Genomic DNA, 19,780 nt, shown 5'->3' on the forward strand with positions numbered 1-19,780 from the left:
ATGCTCGGCAGAGCGGCCTCGCAAGCCTGCGTCAACGGCCGAGAGAGAGGTTCGAGCCGTCCAGCACCGCATAGTCGAAACGCGCGCCGGTCACGATTGCGCCGGTGAAACTCGCGCCCGTGAGAACCGCATGCGTGAGATTGGCGCGCGTCAGGTCGGCGCCGTCGAAATTGGCCTCCGGCAGTTCGGCGCGCACCGGCACCATGCCCTGATTGGCGGGATCGGCGCCAAGGTCCGCGTTGATAAGCTTCGCGTTGCAAAACTTCACGCCCCTTCCGCCGCCGATGATTCGCGAATCGGACAGGTCGGCGCGCTCGAAATTGGCGCCGTCGAGAAGCGCGGCGTAAAGCGACGCGCCTTTCATCCGGGCGTCGGAAAAGACCGCATTCTGCAATTCGGCGCGGGTGAAATTGGCTCCCGACAGATCGGCCTTCGACAAATTTGCGCCCGCGAGCCTGGCCGAGAAGAAATCCGCGCCGTGCAAATCCAGGCCGGACAGATCGAGGCCCGAGAGATCGCGGTCTCCGAGATCGACCGGTCCGCCATGCGAATCGGCGATTTTTTGTTCGATCTGCGCGCGCGACAGTTCTGCGGCGCAGACGCCTTGAACAGGCGCAGCGACAAACAGAGACGCTCCAGCGAAAAGCGCAAGACCGATCAGCGTCCCGTTCAATCGTCTCATCCGTCGAACCTCGTCAACTCGCGGCGCATGAAGCCTATGTTCGACGCAACGGAGGACGCAACAGGACAATCTCTTGCGAAATTCGGGAAACACTCCAAGCCTGTCTTCCGGCGAATGCCCGCCATGGATCGAACGTCGTTTTCGCGATAGTCAACAGCGATGACACTCTGGCGCTTCATATGCTTCGCCGTCGCACTGTCGCTGTTCGCCCAGGCGCATTTGCCTGCATTCGCTGCGGACGCCGACCTGCCGAAACGCCGCCCCGGCGTATGGCGCATTTCAACGATTTCGCCGGAGGTCGGCCTTCAAACCAACGACGTCTGCATCGAAGAAGGCGACAGCATCGTCGGCGCTCTGGACGAAAGTTGCGCGACGCCTGCCGTGACGCGCGCAAAGGATCAGATCATCGTCACTTTCGAATGCGGCCCGCAGGAGTCGCGCGAGGTCACCAGCCTGTTGTTCACCGGCGATTTTGAGAACTGGTATCGCGCGCAATCGAGGCAGACGGCGAAAGGACGTCGTTCGGGCTTTACGGTCGACGCAAAGTTTCTGTCCGAACGCTGCGCCAGATAGACGCACTGAACGCCCCGAGCCTGAAATCGGATAGAATTGCCTTCGCCACATTGTAGTCGGGCGTCATGGAGACGCCGGCGCTTGCATGGCGCCGGCGCGCCGATCGACCCATCTCGCTTCGGAACTGGCCGCGAGCGCCCGCCAACGCATCGCCTTGGCCGGAGGCGCGATCAAGACATCTCCACCACAGGGAAAGACACGTTGAATGTCGCGCCGCCGCCAGGCGTGTCCTCGACCCAGATGCCGCCACGATGCGCATCGATGAGCTCTTTGGCGATGGCCAATCCCAAGCCCGTGCCTGGAATAGAGTCATTCTTGCGCCAGAAGGGCTCGAAGATCAGATCGCGGTCCAACTGCTCGACGCCGCATCCATGATCGATCACCTTCAGCGTTCCATCGTCGGCGACGCGAACGTGAACCGTGCCGCCTTCAGGCTCGGCGCGAAGAGCGTTGTCAATGACATTCGCGATAACCGATTCGAGCGCCGGCCGATTGCCCTTAATGAGCACAGGCGCGCTGGGCGCGTCGAGAACGATCTGGCGCCGCGCCTTCAGCGCCAGAAGCGCGGCGTCCGCAATCATCGTTCGCGTCAACGCGACGAGGTCGATCGTTTCATCGAGCGTCGTCGATTGTTCGCCGAGCCGCGCGGAAGCGAGCAGCTGCTCGACGATGTTGCGTATGCGACGATGATCGCGTTTCAGATCATTCTTGAAGGTCGGCTCCTCGGGCGCGTCAAGCCGCACGCCCAGCACATTGATGGGCGTGCGGAGCTCATGCGCGGCATTTGCCGTAAAACGCTTTTGGCGGGCGACGCCGGCGTCGAGCCGCGCCAACGCGTCGTTGACCGCGTCGACGAGGGGTCCAACTTCGCTCGATACGTCATTTGCGTCGAGACGTTGGTCGAGGCAGTTCATGTCAATCCGGGACGCCTGCTCCGCCACGCGTCTGAGCGGCCTTAGTCCCCAGCGCACGGCGAACCAGCCTGCGCCGGCCGACATGACGATCGCCATGACGAGGTAGGCGGTCAACCAGCGCATTTCCTCTATGGCGGCGTCGACGATGTCGCTGGCGCGGAATTTCTGTCCGTATACGGCGACATGAAGGCGGCCGAACGGAGTCGATGACGGCTCCATAAGGCCTGCGCGAATGGCGCTCGGATCGCCTGGCAACACAAAATGCACATGGGTCGGACTGATCTCGATAAGCGGCCGCAGCATCGCGACGAGCTCAGGCGACGACCCCGCAACGGGCTCACGGCTTAGCTTCCTAAACGCCGCGAACTTCATGCCGGGCGCGCGCTTTAGATCTTCAAGCAGGCCTGGCGTCGGCCTGATCTCCAGCATTTTCTCATCGTTCAGCGTCAACGAGGCGATAACCTGCTTTTTCGCGCGAATGGCCGACAGCTCATCGAGCGAGGTCGCGAAAATTTCGACGCCTGTGAGGCCAAGGCCCACCGTCACCAGCCAGGCGATGGTGAAGGCGATGATCTGTGCAAGAAATAGACAGCCGACGATGCGCCATACGAGCGAGTGTCGTCTCAATCAAGCAACTCCGTCGTGATGTAACCGACGCCGCGAACGGTGTGAATGGCGACGCCGGCGTCCAACGCCACGAGCCGTCGACGCAGACGCGACACAGCCATGTCGAGCGTATTGTCCTGGACATCTTCGTTTGGAGAAAACACATCATTGAGAAGCGTCTCACGCGAAACGACGCGATTGACTCGTCGCAACAGAGATTCGAGCAGGACTAACTCGCGCCGATGCAAAATGACCGGCTTGCCCGCGATCCGGACATCGCGCGTCGCGAGATCAAAATATAGCGCGCCCACCGCAATCGGCTTCGGCGCGCCGCTTCCCGGACGTCGAACGCAGGCGCGTATTCTCGCAACCAGCTCCTCTCCTTGAAACGGTTTCGTAACGTAGTCGTCCGCGCCCAGATCGAAGCTCGACACCTTCTCTCCCGTGTCGTCCATCGCTGTCAGCATCATGACGCGGATGCCCGGCTGCAACTCCCGCGCCAGCGGCATCAGCGAGAGGCCGTCACCATCAGGAAGACGACGATCGAGAAGCAGAAGATCGTAATTTGATCGCGTCACCGCGTCGCGCGCCGCGCTCAGACTGTGAGCTTGATCCACGTCGAATCCGGCCTGAGAGATCAACGACGCGGTGAGACGCGCCGCATCCAGCTCGTCTTCAACAAGTAAAAGTCGCATATGGGCGCCGCTCCCGTTCTGTCTCGCCGATTATCGATTTCAGTCGCCGAATGCGCAAGACGCCGGCGCGAAAGGGCCAGCTGTTGCCCTAAAGACACAGCGCCTCGGATTTCGCGCCAAAATCGCTCATGTCAGGTTCTTGTCAGGCGTGTCAGCTTCGCTTTGGCTATTTTCAGTCGCACAAGACGAAGACGGCGATGATGCGGGCGATCCTAAACCATACGGCAAAGACGAGCGAGAACGCTCACAGATGCTTGAAAGGCGTCCGTGCGGTTCTGTTCGGCTTGGTCGTATTCGTCATGGCGGTCCAGGGCGTCGCCCTCGCATTGTCCCGGGCGCAAGCCGCGTCACATGAAGGCGTTGCCGGCGTCTCGACCGCGGCTTCCGTCGATTGCGCGCGAGAGGATTCGCGCGCGCCGTCGAACGACGGGCGCGCCCATCAATGCTCTCTGGCGGGGCTTTGTTGTTTGGCGAGCTGCGAGCGGCAGACGTCCTTTGGCCTCGCGGGAACGGCGTTTAGCGCTGCGGCCTTCAGCCGGTCGGCGACTGACCGGGTCGAGCCGTCGGCGCCCGTGAGGCGCCGCGTCAGACCCGCCGGCTGGGCAAGCGCCTGGTCTTCGCGCGCGCCGCCGCAGACGGCCTGATTCGCGAATCGCGTCCCTCACAGATCAACCTGCCCCATCTCGTCGCTCGAGCGTTCTCGCAATCGCTCTGGAGTCCATCAATGAACTCGTCCGTCCTCCTGCGCGGCGTTTCCGCCTGCGCGCTGCTGTTCGCCTTGGCGCCTGAATGCGCCCACGCCCAGCAAGCATTGCCAACAATCAGCATCGGCGGGCGTCAGCGCGCGCCATCGACGCAGATTTCGGGTTCGCCAACAGGAGAGTCGGCCACATCCGGCTCCGGTCCGTCGTCAAATTTTCCGAGCGAGCCGAAGACGCCCGCCGAAGGCTATGTGGCGAATGACGCGACCACAGGCACAAAGACCGACACGCCGCTCAGAGAAACGCCAGCGTCGGTGAATGTGGTCCCCAAGCAAGTGATGCAAGACCAGAACGATACGAGCGTTCAGGAAGCCCTGGAAAACGTTCCCGGCGTTCGCTCGAACAACAACGACCTTGAAGGATATAATTTCAAGATCCGGGGCTTCGACAGTCTCTATATCTATCGCAACAATCTCGCGATTCCCGCTGGCGAATCCAATCCCAGCGGCTTCGACACCGCCAATCTGGAGCGAATCGAAGTCTTGAAGGGCCCTGCGTCAGTCCTCTACGGACGCGCGGAACCGGGCGGATTGATCAATCTCATCACCAAGCAACCGCTCGACCGCGCCCGCTACGTTGTCGATCAACAGTTTGGATCGTTCAACTGGTATCGCACTCAGTGGGATTTTACCTCGCCCATTGCTGAGGCTCCGGGTCTCGCCTACCGCTTCACCGGCGCCTATCAGACCAACGGCTCGTTCCGGCGCTTCCAGGGCGGCGAGCGCATGCTCCTGGCGCCCGTCGTGAGTTACCGTCCGACCGCCTGGACCGAGTTCACGGCCGAGGGCCAATTTCTTGCGCAGAAGGCTCAAAGCGACATCGGCGTCCCGGCCTACGGATCGACGCCGGCGCCGATACCGCTCAGCCGCTCGTTTCAGGAGGCGAACGATCCGCGCGACCGGATCGACAGTTTTAACGTCGGCTATAAATTTCGGCAGAACATCACCGAAGATTGGAAGGTCACGAATCGCTTTCTCTATTCCGCGACGACGAATTTCCAGAAACCGAACGTTTCATTGTTTTGCACCACGCCCTATTGCGTGGATCCGGATATGCGAACGCTGCAACGCATCGTCCAATACCAATCTTTGACGGGCGGCACATTTTCGACGAACGTCGACCTGGAAGGAAAGTTCTGGGCGCTCGGCGGCAAGCATGACTTTCTCATGGGCCTCGACTATCTGAACGGCCTTTACGACTACTATTTCGGCGACGGCGGCGCTCTTTATCCGATCGACATTTTCTCTCCGGTCTACGGAACCGTGCCTTCCTTCGCCTATTGGAGCGCGCAAGCCGGCACAGGATACAAGAGCCATTCGTCTGTTCTCACCAGACAGAAGGGACTGTACGTTCAAGATCAGGTCACCTGGTTCGAACGTCTGCATTTGCTGGTCGGAGCGCGATTTGATGTCGCCGACGTCACTAGGGGCCGCTCCAGATCCTCTGGCGGCGACTACAGCGCGAACAAATATTTGGCGATTGACAATCGACTGGCCGCACAGACGCGCGTCGATCGGGCCTTGACCCCGCGCGCCGGAGTCGTTTTCGACGTCGTGCCCGAATTGAGCGTTTATGGCAGCTATTCGCGTTCGTTTGGCGTCAATAACGGCTTCGACGCCAACGGACAATCATTGGGCCCGCAGCGCGGCCAGCAATGGGAGGTCGGCCTCAAGGCGGAGCCCAGACCTGGCCTTTCCGCAACGCTCGCCTTCTTTCAAATCACAAAAACAGGCGTGCCGACCCGAGATTTCGCGTCGTTAGATCCTTCCGCCGTGACGCTCGCCGGCCTTCAACGCAGTCGAGGCATCGAATTGGATGTCTTGGGGCGATTGACCGAGCGATGGAGCCTCACGGGCAATTTCGCTTATATCGACGCCAAAGTTATTGCCGACAATTTCGTAAATCGGCTCAATCCTTTCGGATTGCTGGACCCTGCGATTTTCGGGGAACAGGGCGGCCTGCTTGGCAATCATCTCGACAATGTTCCCCGCCATTCGGGCAAAGTTTTCCTTGTGTATGATTTCGGCGACAACGGCTTGGGGCTGCGCATCGGCGGCGGCGTCACGGCTTCCACCCATGCCTGGGGCGACATCCAGAATACGTTTCTCATCCCGGGCTGGGCGCGGCTTGACGCCTTCGCGAGCTACGCGACGCTCGTCGACGGTCATAAACTGACGGCGCAACTCAATCTCAAGAACATCAACAATGCGCAATATTATACCGGCGTCGACAACTTCTTCAATTATTACACCCCGCCTCTGCCTTCGTTTCCCGCGAAGCCGTTTACGGCGACGGGGCAGCTAAGAGTCGAGTTCTAGCGATGGCCCGCGGACTTTTCGTGCGGCTGCATCGCTGGGCGGGACTTGCGATCGCGGGCTTTCTCATTCTCGTCGGTCTGACGGGAAGCCTGCTCGCCTTCTGGCTTGAGATCAACGCTTGGCTGACGCCCGAACTCTATTCCGGCCCACGCGCCGGCATAGAACTCGGCGCGGCGACGCTTGCGCAACGCGCAGAATCCATCGTTCCGCAGGCGCGAGCGACGACAGTTTATCAAGGTTATCCCGGCTCCGCGATGATCGGCATGAAGGCGCGCGACGGCGCGACGCCGCTCGACTTCGAATACATCCATCTCGATCCGATCGATGGCCAGGAGCGCGGCCGCGTGTCGTGGCATGGTCTGCCAAGGCGCAAAGCCGACATCATGCCGTTCGTCTACGGCCTGCATATGTATCTCGCGATGAGCGGGATCGGCGAATGGATTCTCGGCGCGGTGGCGCTTCTCTGGACGCTCGATTGTTTCGTCGGCTTCTATCTGACGCTGCCCATGCGCGGCGAGCGCTCAAAGAAGAGCTTCTTTGCGCGTTGGAGGCCGTCATGGCTGGTGAAGCTCAAGAGCTCCTTCTATCGCGTCAATTTCGATCTGCATCGCGCCGCCGGCCTGTGGCTCTGGGCGATGCTGCTCGTCTACGCCTGGTCGAGCGTGTTGTTCACGCTGCCGAACTTCTATACGCGCGTGACGCAGCTCGTTCTCGATTACGAAACGCCGGTCTGGGCGCAGCGGGGAGCGCCGCAGACCGACGGGCGCGCGCCGATGGAATGGGAAGAAGCGCAAGCGACCGGCGAGCGGCTGATGGCCGAACTGGCGCGCCGGCACGGCTTCGCGATCGAACGCCCGCTGGCGCTCTATCATCTTCGTGACAAGGGCCTTTACGAATATCGCGTGCGCTCGTCGCGCGACATCGGCGACAAGGCGGGGTCGACCTCGATTCTGTTCGACTCACGCTCGGGCGAACTGAAGACGCTGAGCCTGCCGACGGGCCATCGCAGCGGAACGACGCTGACCACCTGGCTCGTCGAACTGCATATGGCCAATCTCTTCGGCCTTCCCTACCGCATCTTCGTCTGCCTTTTCGGGCTCGTCATCGCGATGCTTTCCGCAACCGGCGTTTACATCTGGTGGAAGAAGCGTTCGGCGCGGGTCGCGCATGCGCGGGGAACAGTTGCGCGGCCGGCGCCGGCCGCGCGATCGCCCGCGCGATTTTGATGTGGATGCGGCGTTGATAGTGATGGAGCGAGACATGGATTTCGATCGAATCAAAGGCGGTCATTTCATCCAGAATCTGCGTCGCGCGCTGCCTTTGCCGGCGCATGCGAGACCGGCGCTCATCGCTTTTCTGCGCGAACGCGGCGTCATCGCGCGCGGCGCGCCGCGACTGATCATTCTCGATGTCTTCGACGCCGGCGCGGCGGGCGGACTGATGTGCCGCTTCTCCATCGCCGATGGCGCCGAGGCTTCGAGCTTTATCGCGCCGCTCGCGCAGGTCGCGCTCGAGCGCAAACATCCGGAGCGTCCGCGCCTCCTGCGCCGCCGGCAGGCGCCGCCGTCCGGCGCGGCATGAGGGCGACGCTCGTCGCGCTCATATGTGTCTGCGTCGGCGCCGCCCAGACGTTCGCCGAGGAAGTGCAGGAAAAGGAACGCAAGGAGAAACTGCAAAGCGCAGGCAAGCAGCGCGGCATGGACGAGACCGACGATAAGGCGCCGAGCAAGGCGCGGAACAGGGAACGCAGCCAGATCGAACGGCGCAACGTTGCGGCGCCCAATGCGCAGACTCTGGGGCGCGATCAGAGCGGCGTCTATGTCAACGCTCCCGCGACCAACTCCGCCTTTTCGCCCGAATTCGTCATGCGCGGCTTTCCGGCGGGAGTGACGCTGTTCGACGGCGCTTCGCATGGCTTCACCGCCCAGAACGTCGATCTCTCGACCGTCGATCATGTCGAGTTCTACAAGGGCCCGAGCGCCATGCTGTTCGGCAAGGCGCTCGGCGGCTATGGCGGCGCCGCCGACTACATCCGCAAGGCGCCGGTCGAGGCGACCTTCGCCCGCGGCGCCGCGACCAAGGCCAGTTTTGCCGTCACCCGTCTCACCGCCGACGTCAACGCCCCGCTCAACGACGACAAGAGCCTGCTGTTCCGCATGACCGGCTCGGCGCAGAGCCTGGGCGGCTTCGTCAATTTCACGCGCACGCGCAGTTTCGACATTGCGCCGATGCTGGCCTTCGCCGCAGACAATGGCGATCGTGTCAGCCTGCGCGCCGAACACAATGGCGGGCGGCTCGTCTACCGTGACGGCGTCCCTGCCGATCCGGTGTTTCTGCATGTCCCGCGCGAGTTTTACGCGGGTCTGCCGGCCAATGAACATGAGACGCCCTTCTTCGACGATGTCACGCTGCGCTATGAGCACGCCTTCGACGCCGATTGGAAACTCGCCGCGGTCGTCGATTATTTTTTCTACGCCAATCGCTGGGGGTGGTTCACGGGCTGGGGCTATGACGGCTTTCAGTCCGTCGTCTTCGGCAATCCGGTTCGCGCCCGCACCGCCAACCGCAGCTTCGACGCGCAATTGCGCCTGAACGGCCGCTTCGACACAGGCTTTCTCTCCCACGCCGTCTTTCTCGGCCTCGAACAGTGGGACTTCTATTTCGGCTACAACAATGACGTCGCCCGCTATGAAGCGGCGCCGCTCAATATCTTGGCTCCCTTCTATTCGCCGGGCGTCAGCTACGCGGGCGCCTATTGGTCGAATGGCGTCGCGCGCGCGATCAGCCGCTCGATCTATGGCCAGGATCTGATCGATCTGAACGAGAACTGGCGCATCTTGATCGGCGGACGCTACGATCTTCTGGCGCAGCGCGAACGCGTCTTCGATCCCTTCGGCGCGCTGACCGGCGACCCGACCGCGAGTCTGAGCAAAGGGACCAAAGGCTATTTCAACCCGCGCGCCGGCGTTCTCTACCGGCCGGACGAGGAGACGCAGCTCTTCGCCGCCTATGGCAAATCGCTGATCCCCAACACCGGCGTGCGCATTCAAAGCGGCGAAGCGCCGCCGCCGCAGCAGGACACACAATATGAGCTGGGCATGCGCCACGAATTCCTGGACCGCAAGATGCGTTTCGAGGTCGGCCTCTTCGACATCACCCGCGACAATGTCGCGATCCCCAATCCGGCCAATCCGAGCGGCTTCTATTCCGTCGTCACCGGCCAGCAGCACAGTCACGGCATCGAGGTCAATCTCGGCGCCGAGATCCTGCCAAACCTCAAGATCAACGCCGTCGCCACCTTCCTGCACGCGCTTGTCTCGAAGGACGACAATATCCCGTCGCAGCAGGGCAGCGATCTCCTGGGCGCGCCGCGGCGCGTCTATAATTTCAACGCCAGCTACGCCTTCGACTCGGGAGACTTCAAAGGACTCGAACTCGGCGTGAGCTATTATTACGCCAGCCGCCTCGAGGCGACGCTGCCCAACACCTATGGCTTCACCCTTGCCCCGCAACAGATGCTCGGCGCGACGCTCGCCTACACCATCAACGACACTCTCAAATTCGAACTTGTCGCCGCAAATCTGACGAACCAATCCAACTGGACGTCGAACGGCGCCCTCTATCACGGGGAACCGCGTTCAATCGCCGCAAGCGTCAGCTGTCGATATTAAGGAATCCGGCGTCCGCAGACTCCATCGCCCGCGTCGTCATGATTGCCATTTTCCATTGCCATTTTCCATGGCGGCGTTCGGAAAGTTCGTCATGGCGTCGGCGCCCGTCACGCGACTGTCGGCGTTTGGGACCAGCGGTCCTCCCATCGGTCACAGCGGCGGCGAGGCCGGAGCGACCCGCCGAACGTCCGACTCCAGGCGTACGCGCTAAGCGTCCCCTTGGCCGTCCCTCGCCTCTCGACAGGAGACGTTCTCCAATATGTCGAGAAGCGCTTCAAACCCGATCGGTTTGGTCAGCAGACCATCGAAACCGGCGTCTTTCCATAGACTGCCGGAACGCTCCACGCGCGTGGCGCTGAGAGCGATGAGGAAAGTCTTGCGGGTTTCCGGCGTCTCACGGATGCGACGCAGCGTCTCGACGACGTCGATATAGGGGATGGCGACGTCGATAAACACGAGTTGCGGAATGAATTCGTTCAGCGCGCCCACGCCGTCGGCGCCGTTGTAGGCGAGTCGCACACATGCCCCGACCGTTCCAAGAAGCAGCGCGAGACGATCCGCAGCGGCGCGATTAAGGTCGATCACGAGGGTCTTGAGCGGCGCTAAAGTCGCGACCGCGGCCGCAGGCGCCGGCTCCAGTCCATGCCTGTCGCGCTGCGCCGTAACATCATGCGCGACCCCGATGATCCGGAGCGGCCGCCCGAGTTGGTCTCGCTCGACGATTCCGAGTTCGCGGAACCAGGTCACTGCGCCATCTGGACTGAGCACCCGGATCTCGGTTTCAAACACCTCGGTCTCGCCGCGCAGCGCCGCTTCAATGTCGTCGCAAAACCTCTCTCTGTCGTCTGGATGAACGGCGTCCCGCACGGCGGCGAAACGGGTGATCATGCCTGTGCTTTGCGAAAGCTCGGACTCAAACGGATCGAAACGCCGCACGATGTCCCGCACGATGTCCCACTCAAAGCTGATCATCGGAACCGTGCGCAGCGCCAGACGGAGCGCCAGTTCATTCCGCCGCGCGCGTTCCATGCGCGCCCCATGTCCGAAATTCAATTGCCGCCTAAGGTGCGTCATCGCAGCGTCGCCGTGGTGTCTTTTTGGTGATTGTCGCCGATTCCGCCCGGGCAATCCAATGGAATATTAAGGCAATATCAACCTGTTGGCCAGCATAGGCGCGCGCCGGCGGTCTGCTGGCGCGCGAACGCATTTGACCAACGCAAGCTGTTGCTCCTACGAGGATTCAACGCTCGCGCGAAGGCGGCGCCGCAGCGCGGGAGACGGCGCCGCAGCGCGAACCTTCAGTCGCGCATCAGCGCCCGTTGAGCCTCCTTCTCGAGGTCGGGATAGGACGCCTTCTCGACCGTAACGCCGACGCCCTGGATCGTTCCGCCGTGGAATTTGCCCGGCGTCGTGTATTCGTGGCTGACGGCGTCGCCGCTGTCATAGCCGACGCACAGGCCGTCCCCGCTCAGCGTGAACTTGCCGGCCTGCGTCTTCATCGGACCCTCGGCGACAACCTTGTCGTTCACATACAGCTTCATGCTGCCAGTGGATTCGCCATGCGGACCGGCGCCCTCCCTCGTGAACTCCATGCCCAGCGTATATTTGCCCGGCTTCAACTCCTCGCTGGACACGAAGCGCTGCTCCGGCGGGATGCCCAGGAAGTTGTACACATAGTTCAGCTTGCGATCCTTGATGAACAGCGCGTGCCCGCCGAAGCGCGAGCCATGGGCGAAGATCACGCCCGCCGCGTCGGGATCGACGATCTCGACATTGGCCAGGATTTTGTACGAACGATTGCGGACGTTCACGGCGACGCCTTCCGGCACCGGGGCGGTGTCCGGGTAATAAACATAGCGGTCGCGCGGCGGCTCCTCGCTCGGACGCGGAATCCCAAGCTGCTCCACCGCCGTGCGGTCGTCGAGCGGCAGCACCAGATTCTTGCGCGCTTCCTCGTTCCAGGCGGCGATGAGCGACTGCAGCTTCTTGGGGTGCTTCTTCGCCAAGTCCTCAGACTCGGCCCGATCGACGTCCACGTGATAGAGCTGCCACTGATCCTGGTCGAAATGGCCCTTGCCGGTGAGCGGCGCATGAAGGGCGCTGGCGAACCACCCGTCCTCCCAGATGCCCCGGGTGCCGAGCATCGCGTAATATTGGCGATGCTTGCGCGTCGCCGCGTCCGGGGCGGCGTCGAAGGTGTATTTCATCGAGACGCCCGAGAGGGGGAACTGCTGCACGCCGCGATAGTCCTTCGGCATTTCAAGCCCGACGATTTCGAGGATCGTGGGCACGATGTCGACCGAATGGTGGTACTGGTTGCGGACCTCGCCATGCGCCTTGATGCCCTTGGGCCAGCTGATCACCAGCGGATCGGCGGTGCCGCCGGAATATTCCGAATAGCGCTTGAACATCTGGAACGGCGTCGAAAAGGCCACCGCCCAGCCGGTCGGGAAGTGCTCGTAGGTGTCTGGCCCGCCGAGCTTGTCGTAGAGCTTCATGTTCTCGGCGATTTCGTCCGGGTAGCCGTTGAAGAATTTGTTCTCGTTGACCGACCCGTTCGGGGTGCCTTCGCCCGACGTGCCATTGTCGGCGGCGTAGAAGATCACCGTATTGTCGTACTGCCCGGTCTGCTTGAGATATTCGACGATGCGGCCGATCTGGACGTCGGTATATTCAGAGAAGCCCGCCCAGACCTCGGCGAGACGGGCGAAGAGCTTCTTCTCGTCGGGCGACAGTGAATTCCACGGGCGGACGGCGTCGGCCTTGTTCGCCACCGATTCCGGCAGCGGGTTGACCGGCGTCAGCTTCGTGTCCTTCGGCAGGACGCCTTTTTCGATCATGCGCGCCAGCGCCCAGTCACGATAGGCGTCGTAGCCGTCGTCGAACTTGCCCTTGTATTTGGCGATGTAATCCTGCGGCGCGTGATGCGGCGCATGATTGGCCCCCGGATTGAACCACATGAACCAGGGCTTGGACGGATTGGTCGCCTTCTGATCGCGGATCAGAGAGATGGCGTGGTCCGCGAGATCTTTCGAGAGATGGTAGCCCTTCTCCGGGCCATAGGGCTGATCGATGAAACGATTGTCTTCGACCAGATCCGGATACCACTGATTGGTCTCTCCCCCCAGGAATCCGTAAAAGCGGTCGAAGCCGAGGGACAGAGGCCACAGCTTGCGGCTCGCGCCGGAGGCGACATCCTGCTCGGGGACGTTGTGCTCCTTGCCGAGCCAAAAGGTGCTGTAGCCGTTGTCCTGCAGGATCTGCCCGATTGTCGCCGCCTGCGGCGGAATGCGGCCGCTCGCGCCGGGGAATCCGTTCGCGCCCTCAGTGATGGCGGCCATGCCGTTCAAGTGGTGATTGCGGCCGGTCAGGATGGTCGAGCGCGTCGGCGAGCACAGGGCCGTCGTATGCCACTGGGTGTAGCGCAGCCCCTGGTCGGCGAGCTGCTGCAGCGTGGGCATGTTGATCCGACCGCCGAAGGGCGACCACGCCGCAAGACCGGTGTCGTCGTACAGAATGAACAAGATGTTCGGCGCGCCCTGCGGCGCCTTTTTCGGCAGGAACGGCTTCCAGTCCGCGACCGAATCGCGCACGTCGAGCTTTATGACGCCCTTGAAATCCTTGTAGGGGCCAACGGGCTGCGACGGCTGTTCAGCCGCAGGCGCGGCGCCGGCGAGCGACGTCAGCGCCAGCGCCAATGAGATCGCCGTCACCAGCCGGCGACGTCTCTTCAACCCGTTCATCGTGCCTCCTTTGCCGGGGATTGCTCCCTCTTGGCCTGTTAAGCGTTGGGCGCCCGGTTCAATTCTCAAGATAGAGCAATCTGGCAAATCAGCATGCCCGCGCAGCAATCACCATGGCAAGCTGAATGGCACCAACCGCCGCCCTTGCCCAGCCGCATGGCCTTGCGCCGATAGGGAAATCCGGAAGGCGTTCAGGCGGTTGGGCGAGATTCGCGAAATCGAACTTCATAAACGAACGCCGGCGCAAGGGCGTGCGACGCGGCGTCCGATCCAGCCGACGCGATCTCCCCGGACCTGTGAGCAACGCTCCGGAAACAGCCCGCGCGGCGCGTCTGAGCGCGAAAGAAGGTTCAACGTCGCGTTTGCGAAAATTCAAAAAAGGCGCTGGAGCAGGCGCTTAAGAAGGGGAGCGTCATCCAGCCCGGACTGACGCCTCCGGGACTGCGTCACGCTCTCGGCGCGAGACTCGGAGATTTCGGCGACGACGACCGAACGATCGGGGAGATATTGTCCGGAAATCAGTCTCGCCGGCGCGACGCTCTCGCGAGAACGCCATACCCGCCAATGCGAGCGAATGGTGCCCAGGGGCGGAATCGAACCACCGACACTGCGATTTTCAGTCGCATGCTCTACCAACTGAGCTACCTGGGCTCGCGCGGACGCGATGTGTCGGGGCTTATAGAAAGCGCGCCGCGACTTGTCCAGACCCGCAATGCTTGGGACCGGCAAAACTGTAGCGCGACAAATCACCTGGCCTCCCGCGACAGATCAAATGGCCGCACCCCTGAAGCGCGGCGGGGACCCTCCCTGGAAGGCTCCCGCTCGGCAAAGAAAATCTGACGAATGCGGCTCCTGACCCAGAGCGGCCAGTTCGGGTCGAAAATTTGCTTGGCAGCGGAGCAGCCACTCTGTCCAGAGCGCGGGTGCCAGCTATCGATCGTTGACGTTCTTTCCGCCGTGGACCACTACGACGCCGCTTAGTTACCAACGACCGGGGTTTCTGGCCGAAAGGCAAAGCGTCTCATACCGGCGTTCGTATCATGGGAAACATCCACGAGGTGCCCCTGCGGTCCTGCGATCTTCAGCACCGCCCGGAATTCGCCCTCCCTTGGCCTTTCGAACTCTTCGAGCGTGATCAGTTTGCCTAAACCCGTCTGGGATGCCTCGAAATGCGCAACAATCTGTTCGCTTCTCCAGTGAGGGTGGCTGACGACAAGTCCCTGCAGCTCATGGATATAGTTGCTCACGTAGCCACGCAGAACGCTTTCGGTGTCGACCGGCGGCTTAGCCGGCAGCGCTTCAATGCACTTAAACAACTCACCATACCGCTCTGCCAGCCGGTCGTCGAATTCGCCGGTTGCAAGCAAGGCGATCTCTCCCGCAACGGCTTTTTTCTTGCCACCTTCATTTAGCGCGTAGCGGTGGCCTTCATACGATGGCAGGTAGTGCTCAAGCGCGCCGCCCCCCAGAAGAAAGATGTGCTTAGTCTGGAGCGCCGCCTGAACCTGGCGCAATCTTCCTTCGATGTTTGCGATCAGCTGGCGAGTCAAAACCGGCAGCAGACCGTCGCGGTTCGCCGCTATCTCCACGAGCACGGCCACACGTTGCCGCGGGAGTTTCTTGGCGTCCTCAACTAGCGTTCCAAAGTAAGTCTGAAGCGCCCCGACGGTGCCCTGCGCATCCACAGCGGTTTCGATGGCCCGAACTGCCGTGGTCAGCTCGCGGTCAAGCGCGCCACAATAGCGGGTGAAGTCGGCACCGAGCCCCAGTTCCGCAAGAAATTCGGCGATGCTCCCGTCCTCGCGAAGACACTGACGAAGACTGCCAAGGAAGAGACTGTCAAGATCGAAGAGGAAGTACGCCTGCTTACCAAAGTGGCGGCATAGCTCAACATATTTCGTTACTTCCTCGCAGCCACCAACATCGATCAGGCAACTACCGGCCGCAGTGATTGACGCCTTGCGCCGCTCCTGAATCTTTCCAAGGTTGCGGTGGAAGTTGCAGCTGCCTAAAGAATCCCCACTGTCCGATTTATGCAGCCCCAGCTTCGTCGGAATTCAAATCGACCGACGACCGCCCTTAAAAACCCCATTCCAGTTCCTAGTTTACAACTACGCTAGACTATTCCAGACTGGGCGCTCTCCTTAGATGTTTGGACCTTTCAGCCTCTTTGATGCTCACACTCTCCAACGGCCCTGACTTCCGAGTTCGCGCGCCAAGCCAAACTCTAATTCCCGCTTTTCAGGCCTTTTTCGATTTTCGAGGCGCCGCGCCGCACGAGATTTTAGGCCATTTGATCTGTCGCGGCGCATGCCGCTATCAAAGCCCTGCGGAACGCGCCATCGCCCGCTTTTCCGGGCCATGTGACCACTCAATCCCGCGCAATCTCGCCTAAATCCGCGTAGGCCATCTGATCTGTCGCGTTACAAAAACCCGCTGTCGCGCGCGCCGGAGCATCGCGCAGCCGGCGCAACGCGGAGGGCGGCCGCCCTTGCGCGCCGCTTGCCCGCGCGCCGACCTTCGCCTAAACCGGCCTTCGACTTCGGAGGCGAGATGAGCAACATCAAAAGGATCGGCGCAGGACCCCGCATGAGCCAGGCGGTCGTTCGCGGCAACGCCGTCTATACCGCCGGCCAGGTGGCGGACAAGACGAAGGGCGGATCGGTCGCCGATCAGACCCGTGAAATTCTCGCGCAGATCGACGCGCTTCTCGCCGAAGCCGGCAGCGCCAAAGCGAACATCCTGTCGACGACGATCTATCTCGCCGACATCGCGACCTTCGCCGAGATGAACAGCGTCTGGGACGAATGGGTCGACAAGGCCAATCCGCCCGCGCGCGCCACCGTCGAAGCGAAGCTGGTCGCGCCCGCCTATAAGGTAGAGATCGCCGTCATCGCGGCGCTCTAGCGCATTTTTGCGCGAAAGCGGACGCAAGTCCGGCGTTGAACATGTGCGCTTAAAAACGGCGCGCTGTCATCAACGCGCGCCGACGCCGCTCAGCGGATTTTCCGGATCATAGCCGTAGCGCACGGTCTCGAAACGCATGCCGTGCGCGTCGATGAGCAGCAGGCGGCCCACCAGTCCCTCGCCGAAGCCGACGATCTCGCGCACGACCTCAAGCGCCATCATGGCGCCGACGGTTCCGGCGAGCGCGCCGAGAACGCCGGCTTCCGCGCAGGTCGGGATTTCGCCCGGCTGCGGCGGGATCGGAAACAGGCAACGATAGGTCGGGTTCGGCCCATCGGCGCCCTGCTCGAATGGCCGCAGAGTCGTCAGCGACGCGTCGAAGCCGCCGAGCGCGGCGGTGACGAGCGGCTTTCTTTCGTAAAAGCACGCGTCCGAGACGAGATAGCGCGTCGCGAAATTATCCGTGCCGTCGGCCACGATATCATAGCGCGCGATCAGCGCGCGCGCATTCGCCGCGTCGAGCCGCAGCGCATGCGGCTCGACGGCCACATGCGGATTGATGCGCGCGACGGCGTCTTGCGCGCTGTCGACCTTGGCGCGGCCGACGTCCTGCGTCGCGTGAATCACCTGACGCTGCAGATTCGACAGCGAAACGGCGTCGTCGTCGACGACGCCGAGCGCGCCGACGCCGGCCGCGGCGAGATATTGCAGCAAGGGCGCGCCGAGCCCTCCCGCGCCGACGACGAGAACGCGCGCCGCCTTGAGTTTGCTTTGCCCGGGCCCGCCGATGTCGCGCAGCACGAGATGCCGGGCGTAGCGTTCGATCTCTTCAGGCGAAAGGCTCAACGGGCGCTCCAGCGCCGCAGGGTCGCGGCGCGGGGACCATAGCGGCTTCGCCCGCGCGCCTCCAGCGCCGGCGATGCAAGCGCCGCGATGAGAAGCCGCTCAGACCGGGATCAGGGCTGGACAGGCTGGCGCTTTTTCGCCGCGCGACGCTCGCCGTTCGAATCCTGGCCCGCAGCGCGCAACGCTTCGATCCCGACGCCGCCGAGCGCCGCCGCGCCGCGGGCGTAGGCGATGTTGTCGAGAAACTGTCGCGCGCAATTTTCCCAGGTGAAGGTCAGCGCATGGGCGCGTGCCGCCTCGCGGCGAATGTCGAGCGCGGTCAGCGCGGCCGCCCGAAGATCTTCGTTCATCGCGCCGGCGCCGCTCGCGCCGATCACGTCGAGCGGGCCCATCACGGGATAGGCCGCGACCGGCAGGCCGCAGGCCATGGCCTCCAACAGCACCATGCCGAATGTATCGGTGCGGCTCGGAAAGACGAACACGTCCGAAGAGGCGTAGAGCGCCGCGAGTTCGACGCTGGTCTTGACGCCGAGGAACTTCGCTTGCGGAAATTTGGCTTCGAGCCCGGCGCGCGCCGGACCGTCGCCGGCCAGGATCTTCGTCCCCGGCAGATCGAGCGACAGGAAGGCCTCGATGTTTTTTTCGACGGCGAGCCGGCCGGCGTAAAGGAAGATCGGCCGCTCGTACGGCAGCGGCGTCGACGCATCGGGCGTAAACAGCGCGTGATCGACGCCGCGCGACCAGCGCAGCAGCCGGCGGAATCCGCGCTCGGACAATTCGCGCGAGAGGCTCGGCGTCGACACCATCACGCCGGCGCCGGCGTTGTGGAAGCGGCGCAGCGCCGCATAGGCCACGCCGACCGGCAGTCCGAAACGCGCCTGGATATATTCGGGGAAACGCGTGTGAAAGCTCGTGGTGAAGCAGCGCCCGGCCCGCAGCATCACGGCCCGGGTCACGAGGCCGATCGGCCCCTCCGTCGCGATATGGACGTGATCATAGCCGTCTTCGAGCCGCCGGCGAACGGCGCGCGGCGAGGCGAGCGCCAGCGCGATTTCCGGATAGGTGGGCATCGGCAGCGAATTGAAGTCGCGCGGCGTCAGAAAGTCGATCTCGGCGCCAAGCGCACGCGCCGACTGCGCCATAGTCTCGAGCGATCTGACGACGCCATTGACCTGCGGACGCCAGGCGTCCGTCGCAAGCAATATCCGCATTAAGCCGCCGCCGCTCTCTCATCCGGCAAAGCGCGCGAGCGTTCAAAGGCCTCCGAGGCCCCGCGTTCGGCCGCCGTGTTGTGCCAGCGCAAAATCTCAAAGGCGCCGTCGTCATGTTCGGCGATCGCGGTGCAGCTTTCGACAAAATCGCCGGTATTGACGTAGAGCTTGCCGGCGATCGTCTTAATCGTCGCGTGATGAATATGTCCGCAGATGACGCCGTCGACGTCGCGCCGGGCGGCTTCGGACGCGAGGGCGTTCTCGAAATCGCCGATGAAATTGACGGCGTTCTTGACCTTCAGCTTCGCCCAGGCCGACAGCGACCAATAGCCGACTCCGAACATCCGCCGCGCGCGGTTGAACCACGTATTGACGACGATGGCGAAATCGTACGCCCAGTCGCCGAAGAAGGCGAGCCAGCGCGCATTGCGCACGACGATGTCGAACTGATCGCCGTGGATGACGAGCATGGTCTTGCCGTCGGCCGTGACATGCAGCGCGTCCTCGACGACTTCGACGCCGCCGAAGTTGAGATCGGTGTAGTCGCGCGCGAATTCATCGTGGTTCCCCGGAACATAGATGACGCGCGCGCCTTTCCGGGATTTGCGCAGCAGCTTTTGGACGACGTCATTATGCGCCTGCGGCCAGTACCAGCCGTTTTTCAGTCGCCAGCCGTCGACGATGTCGCCGACGAGATAGATCGTGTCGGCTTCATTGTGTCTGAGGAAATCGAGCAGGAGCTCCGCTTGAGCTCCGCGCGATCCGAGATGCAGATCGGACAGAAACAGCGTCCGATACCGCTTAACCTCATGTTCGCTCGTCGTATCCGGCATGCGCCCATCATTGGCGCACG

General features: G+C 62.5%; 15 protein-coding genes and 1 tRNA gene. 6 read left to right on the forward strand and 10 right to left on the reverse strand.

Annotation, left to right across the window (positions count from 1 at the left end; translation table 11 throughout):
- Positions 1 to 31: 31 nt before the first annotated feature.
- Positions 32 to 682, reverse strand: a complete 651-nt coding sequence (locus AB7F41_RS00565) for a pentapeptide repeat-containing protein (RefSeq protein ID WP_428384195.1) — start codon at positions 680 to 682, stop codon at positions 32 to 34.
- Positions 683 to 841: 159 nt separating this feature from the next.
- Between AB7F41_RS00565 and AB7F41_RS00570 the strand changes: the two genes are divergently transcribed.
- On the forward strand, positions 842 to 1,255 hold the full coding sequence (locus AB7F41_RS00570) for a DUF3617 domain-containing protein (RefSeq protein WP_428384193.1): 414 nt from the start codon (positions 842 to 844) through the stop codon (positions 1,253 to 1,255).
- Positions 1,256 to 1,425: 170 nt separating this feature from the next.
- Here the strand turns inward: AB7F41_RS00570 and AB7F41_RS00575 are convergent, their stop codons facing one another.
- Positions 1,426 to 2,796, reverse strand: coding sequence for a sensor histidine kinase (locus AB7F41_RS00575; protein ID WP_428384191.1), 1,371 nt, complete (start codon positions 2,794 to 2,796; stop codon positions 1,426 to 1,428).
- Positions 2,793 to 3,470, reverse strand: a complete 678-nt coding sequence (locus tag AB7F41_RS00580; RefSeq protein WP_428384189.1) for a response regulator transcription factor — start codon at positions 3,468 to 3,470, stop codon at positions 2,793 to 2,795. The genes AB7F41_RS00575 and AB7F41_RS00580 overlap by 4 nt, the downstream gene beginning before the upstream one ends.
- A 724-nt stretch (positions 3,471 to 4,194) precedes the next feature.
- On the opposite strand from AB7F41_RS00580, the gene AB7F41_RS00585 reads away from it, so the two are divergent.
- The 4 genes from AB7F41_RS00585 to AB7F41_RS00600 are packed head-to-tail and all read left to right on the forward strand — an operon-like array spanning position 4,195 to position 10,220.
- Positions 4,195 to 6,549, forward strand: coding sequence for a TonB-dependent siderophore receptor (locus AB7F41_RS00585; protein WP_428384187.1), 2,355 nt, complete (start codon positions 4,195 to 4,197; stop codon positions 6,547 to 6,549).
- Positions 6,550 to 6,551: 2 nt separating this feature from the next.
- Complete coding sequence (locus AB7F41_RS00590) at positions 6,552 to 7,775, forward strand: PepSY-associated TM helix domain-containing protein (protein WP_428384185.1); 1,224 nt, start codon at positions 6,552 to 6,554, stop codon at positions 7,773 to 7,775.
- Positions 7,776 to 7,809: 34 nt separating this feature from the next.
- Entirely contained in the window at positions 7,810 to 8,130 is a 321-nt protein-coding gene (locus tag AB7F41_RS00595) for a hypothetical protein (RefSeq protein WP_428386020.1), read from the forward strand.
- The gene (locus AB7F41_RS00600) at positions 8,127 to 10,220 is read left to right on the forward strand and encodes a TonB-dependent receptor (RefSeq protein WP_428386018.1); all 2,094 of its coding nucleotides are present in this window, start codon (positions 8,127 to 8,129) and stop codon (positions 10,218 to 10,220) included. The genes AB7F41_RS00595 and AB7F41_RS00600 overlap by 4 nt, the downstream gene beginning before the upstream one ends.
- A gap of 207 nt (positions 10,221 to 10,427) precedes the next feature.
- Here AB7F41_RS00600 and AB7F41_RS00605 read toward each other — a convergent pair whose 3' ends face one another.
- From AB7F41_RS00605 to AB7F41_RS00620, 4 genes are all read right to left on the reverse strand, one after another.
- Positions 10,428 to 11,294 carry a PAS domain-containing protein gene (locus AB7F41_RS00605; protein ID WP_428386016.1) on the reverse strand — a complete coding sequence of 289 codons (867 nt, stop codon included), beginning with the start codon at positions 11,292 to 11,294 and terminating at the stop codon, positions 10,428 to 10,430.
- Between the two features lie 224 nt (positions 11,295 to 11,518).
- The gene (locus AB7F41_RS00610) at positions 11,519 to 13,963 is read right to left on the reverse strand and encodes an arylsulfatase (RefSeq protein WP_428406405.1); all 2,445 of its coding nucleotides are present in this window, start codon (positions 13,961 to 13,963) and stop codon (positions 11,519 to 11,521) included.
- A gap of 575 nt (positions 13,964 to 14,538) precedes the next feature.
- A tRNA-Phe gene (locus AB7F41_RS00615) sits at positions 14,539 to 14,614 on the reverse strand.
- 326 nt (positions 14,615 to 14,940) lie between these two features.
- Positions 14,941 to 15,648, reverse strand: a complete 708-nt coding sequence (locus tag AB7F41_RS00620; protein WP_428383467.1) for a hypothetical protein — start codon at positions 15,646 to 15,648, stop codon at positions 14,941 to 14,943.
- Between the two features lie 868 nt (positions 15,649 to 16,516).
- On the opposite strand from AB7F41_RS00620, the gene AB7F41_RS00625 reads away from it, so the two are divergent.
- Positions 16,517 to 16,870: a RidA family protein gene (locus AB7F41_RS00625; RefSeq protein ID WP_428406406.1), complete on the forward strand. Its 354-nt coding sequence runs from the start codon at positions 16,517 to 16,519 to the stop codon at positions 16,868 to 16,870.
- A 69-nt stretch (positions 16,871 to 16,939) separates the two neighbouring features.
- Here the strand turns inward: AB7F41_RS00625 and AB7F41_RS00630 are convergent, their stop codons facing one another.
- The 3 genes from AB7F41_RS00630 to AB7F41_RS00640 form a co-directional block, all read right to left on the reverse strand.
- Positions 16,940 to 17,716: a HesA/MoeB/ThiF family protein gene (locus AB7F41_RS00630; RefSeq protein ID WP_428383463.1), complete on the reverse strand. Its 777-nt coding sequence runs from the start codon at positions 17,714 to 17,716 to the stop codon at positions 16,940 to 16,942.
- 110 nt (positions 17,717 to 17,826) lie between these two features.
- Positions 17,827 to 18,927, reverse strand: coding sequence for a glycosyltransferase family 4 protein (locus AB7F41_RS00635; RefSeq protein WP_428383461.1), 1,101 nt, complete (start codon positions 18,925 to 18,927; stop codon positions 17,827 to 17,829).
- Positions 18,927 to 19,760, reverse strand: a complete 834-nt coding sequence (locus tag AB7F41_RS00640; RefSeq protein WP_428383472.1) for a UDP-2,3-diacylglucosamine diphosphatase — start codon at positions 19,758 to 19,760, stop codon at positions 18,927 to 18,929. Before AB7F41_RS00640 ends, AB7F41_RS00635 begins: the two co-directional genes overlap by 1 nt.
- Positions 19,761 to 19,780 lie beyond the last annotated feature (20 nt).

Origin of the sequence: Methylocystis sp. (assembly GCF_050251305.1) — a bacterium.
Taxonomy (GTDB): domain Bacteria; phylum Pseudomonadota; class Alphaproteobacteria; order Rhizobiales; family Beijerinckiaceae; genus Methylocystis.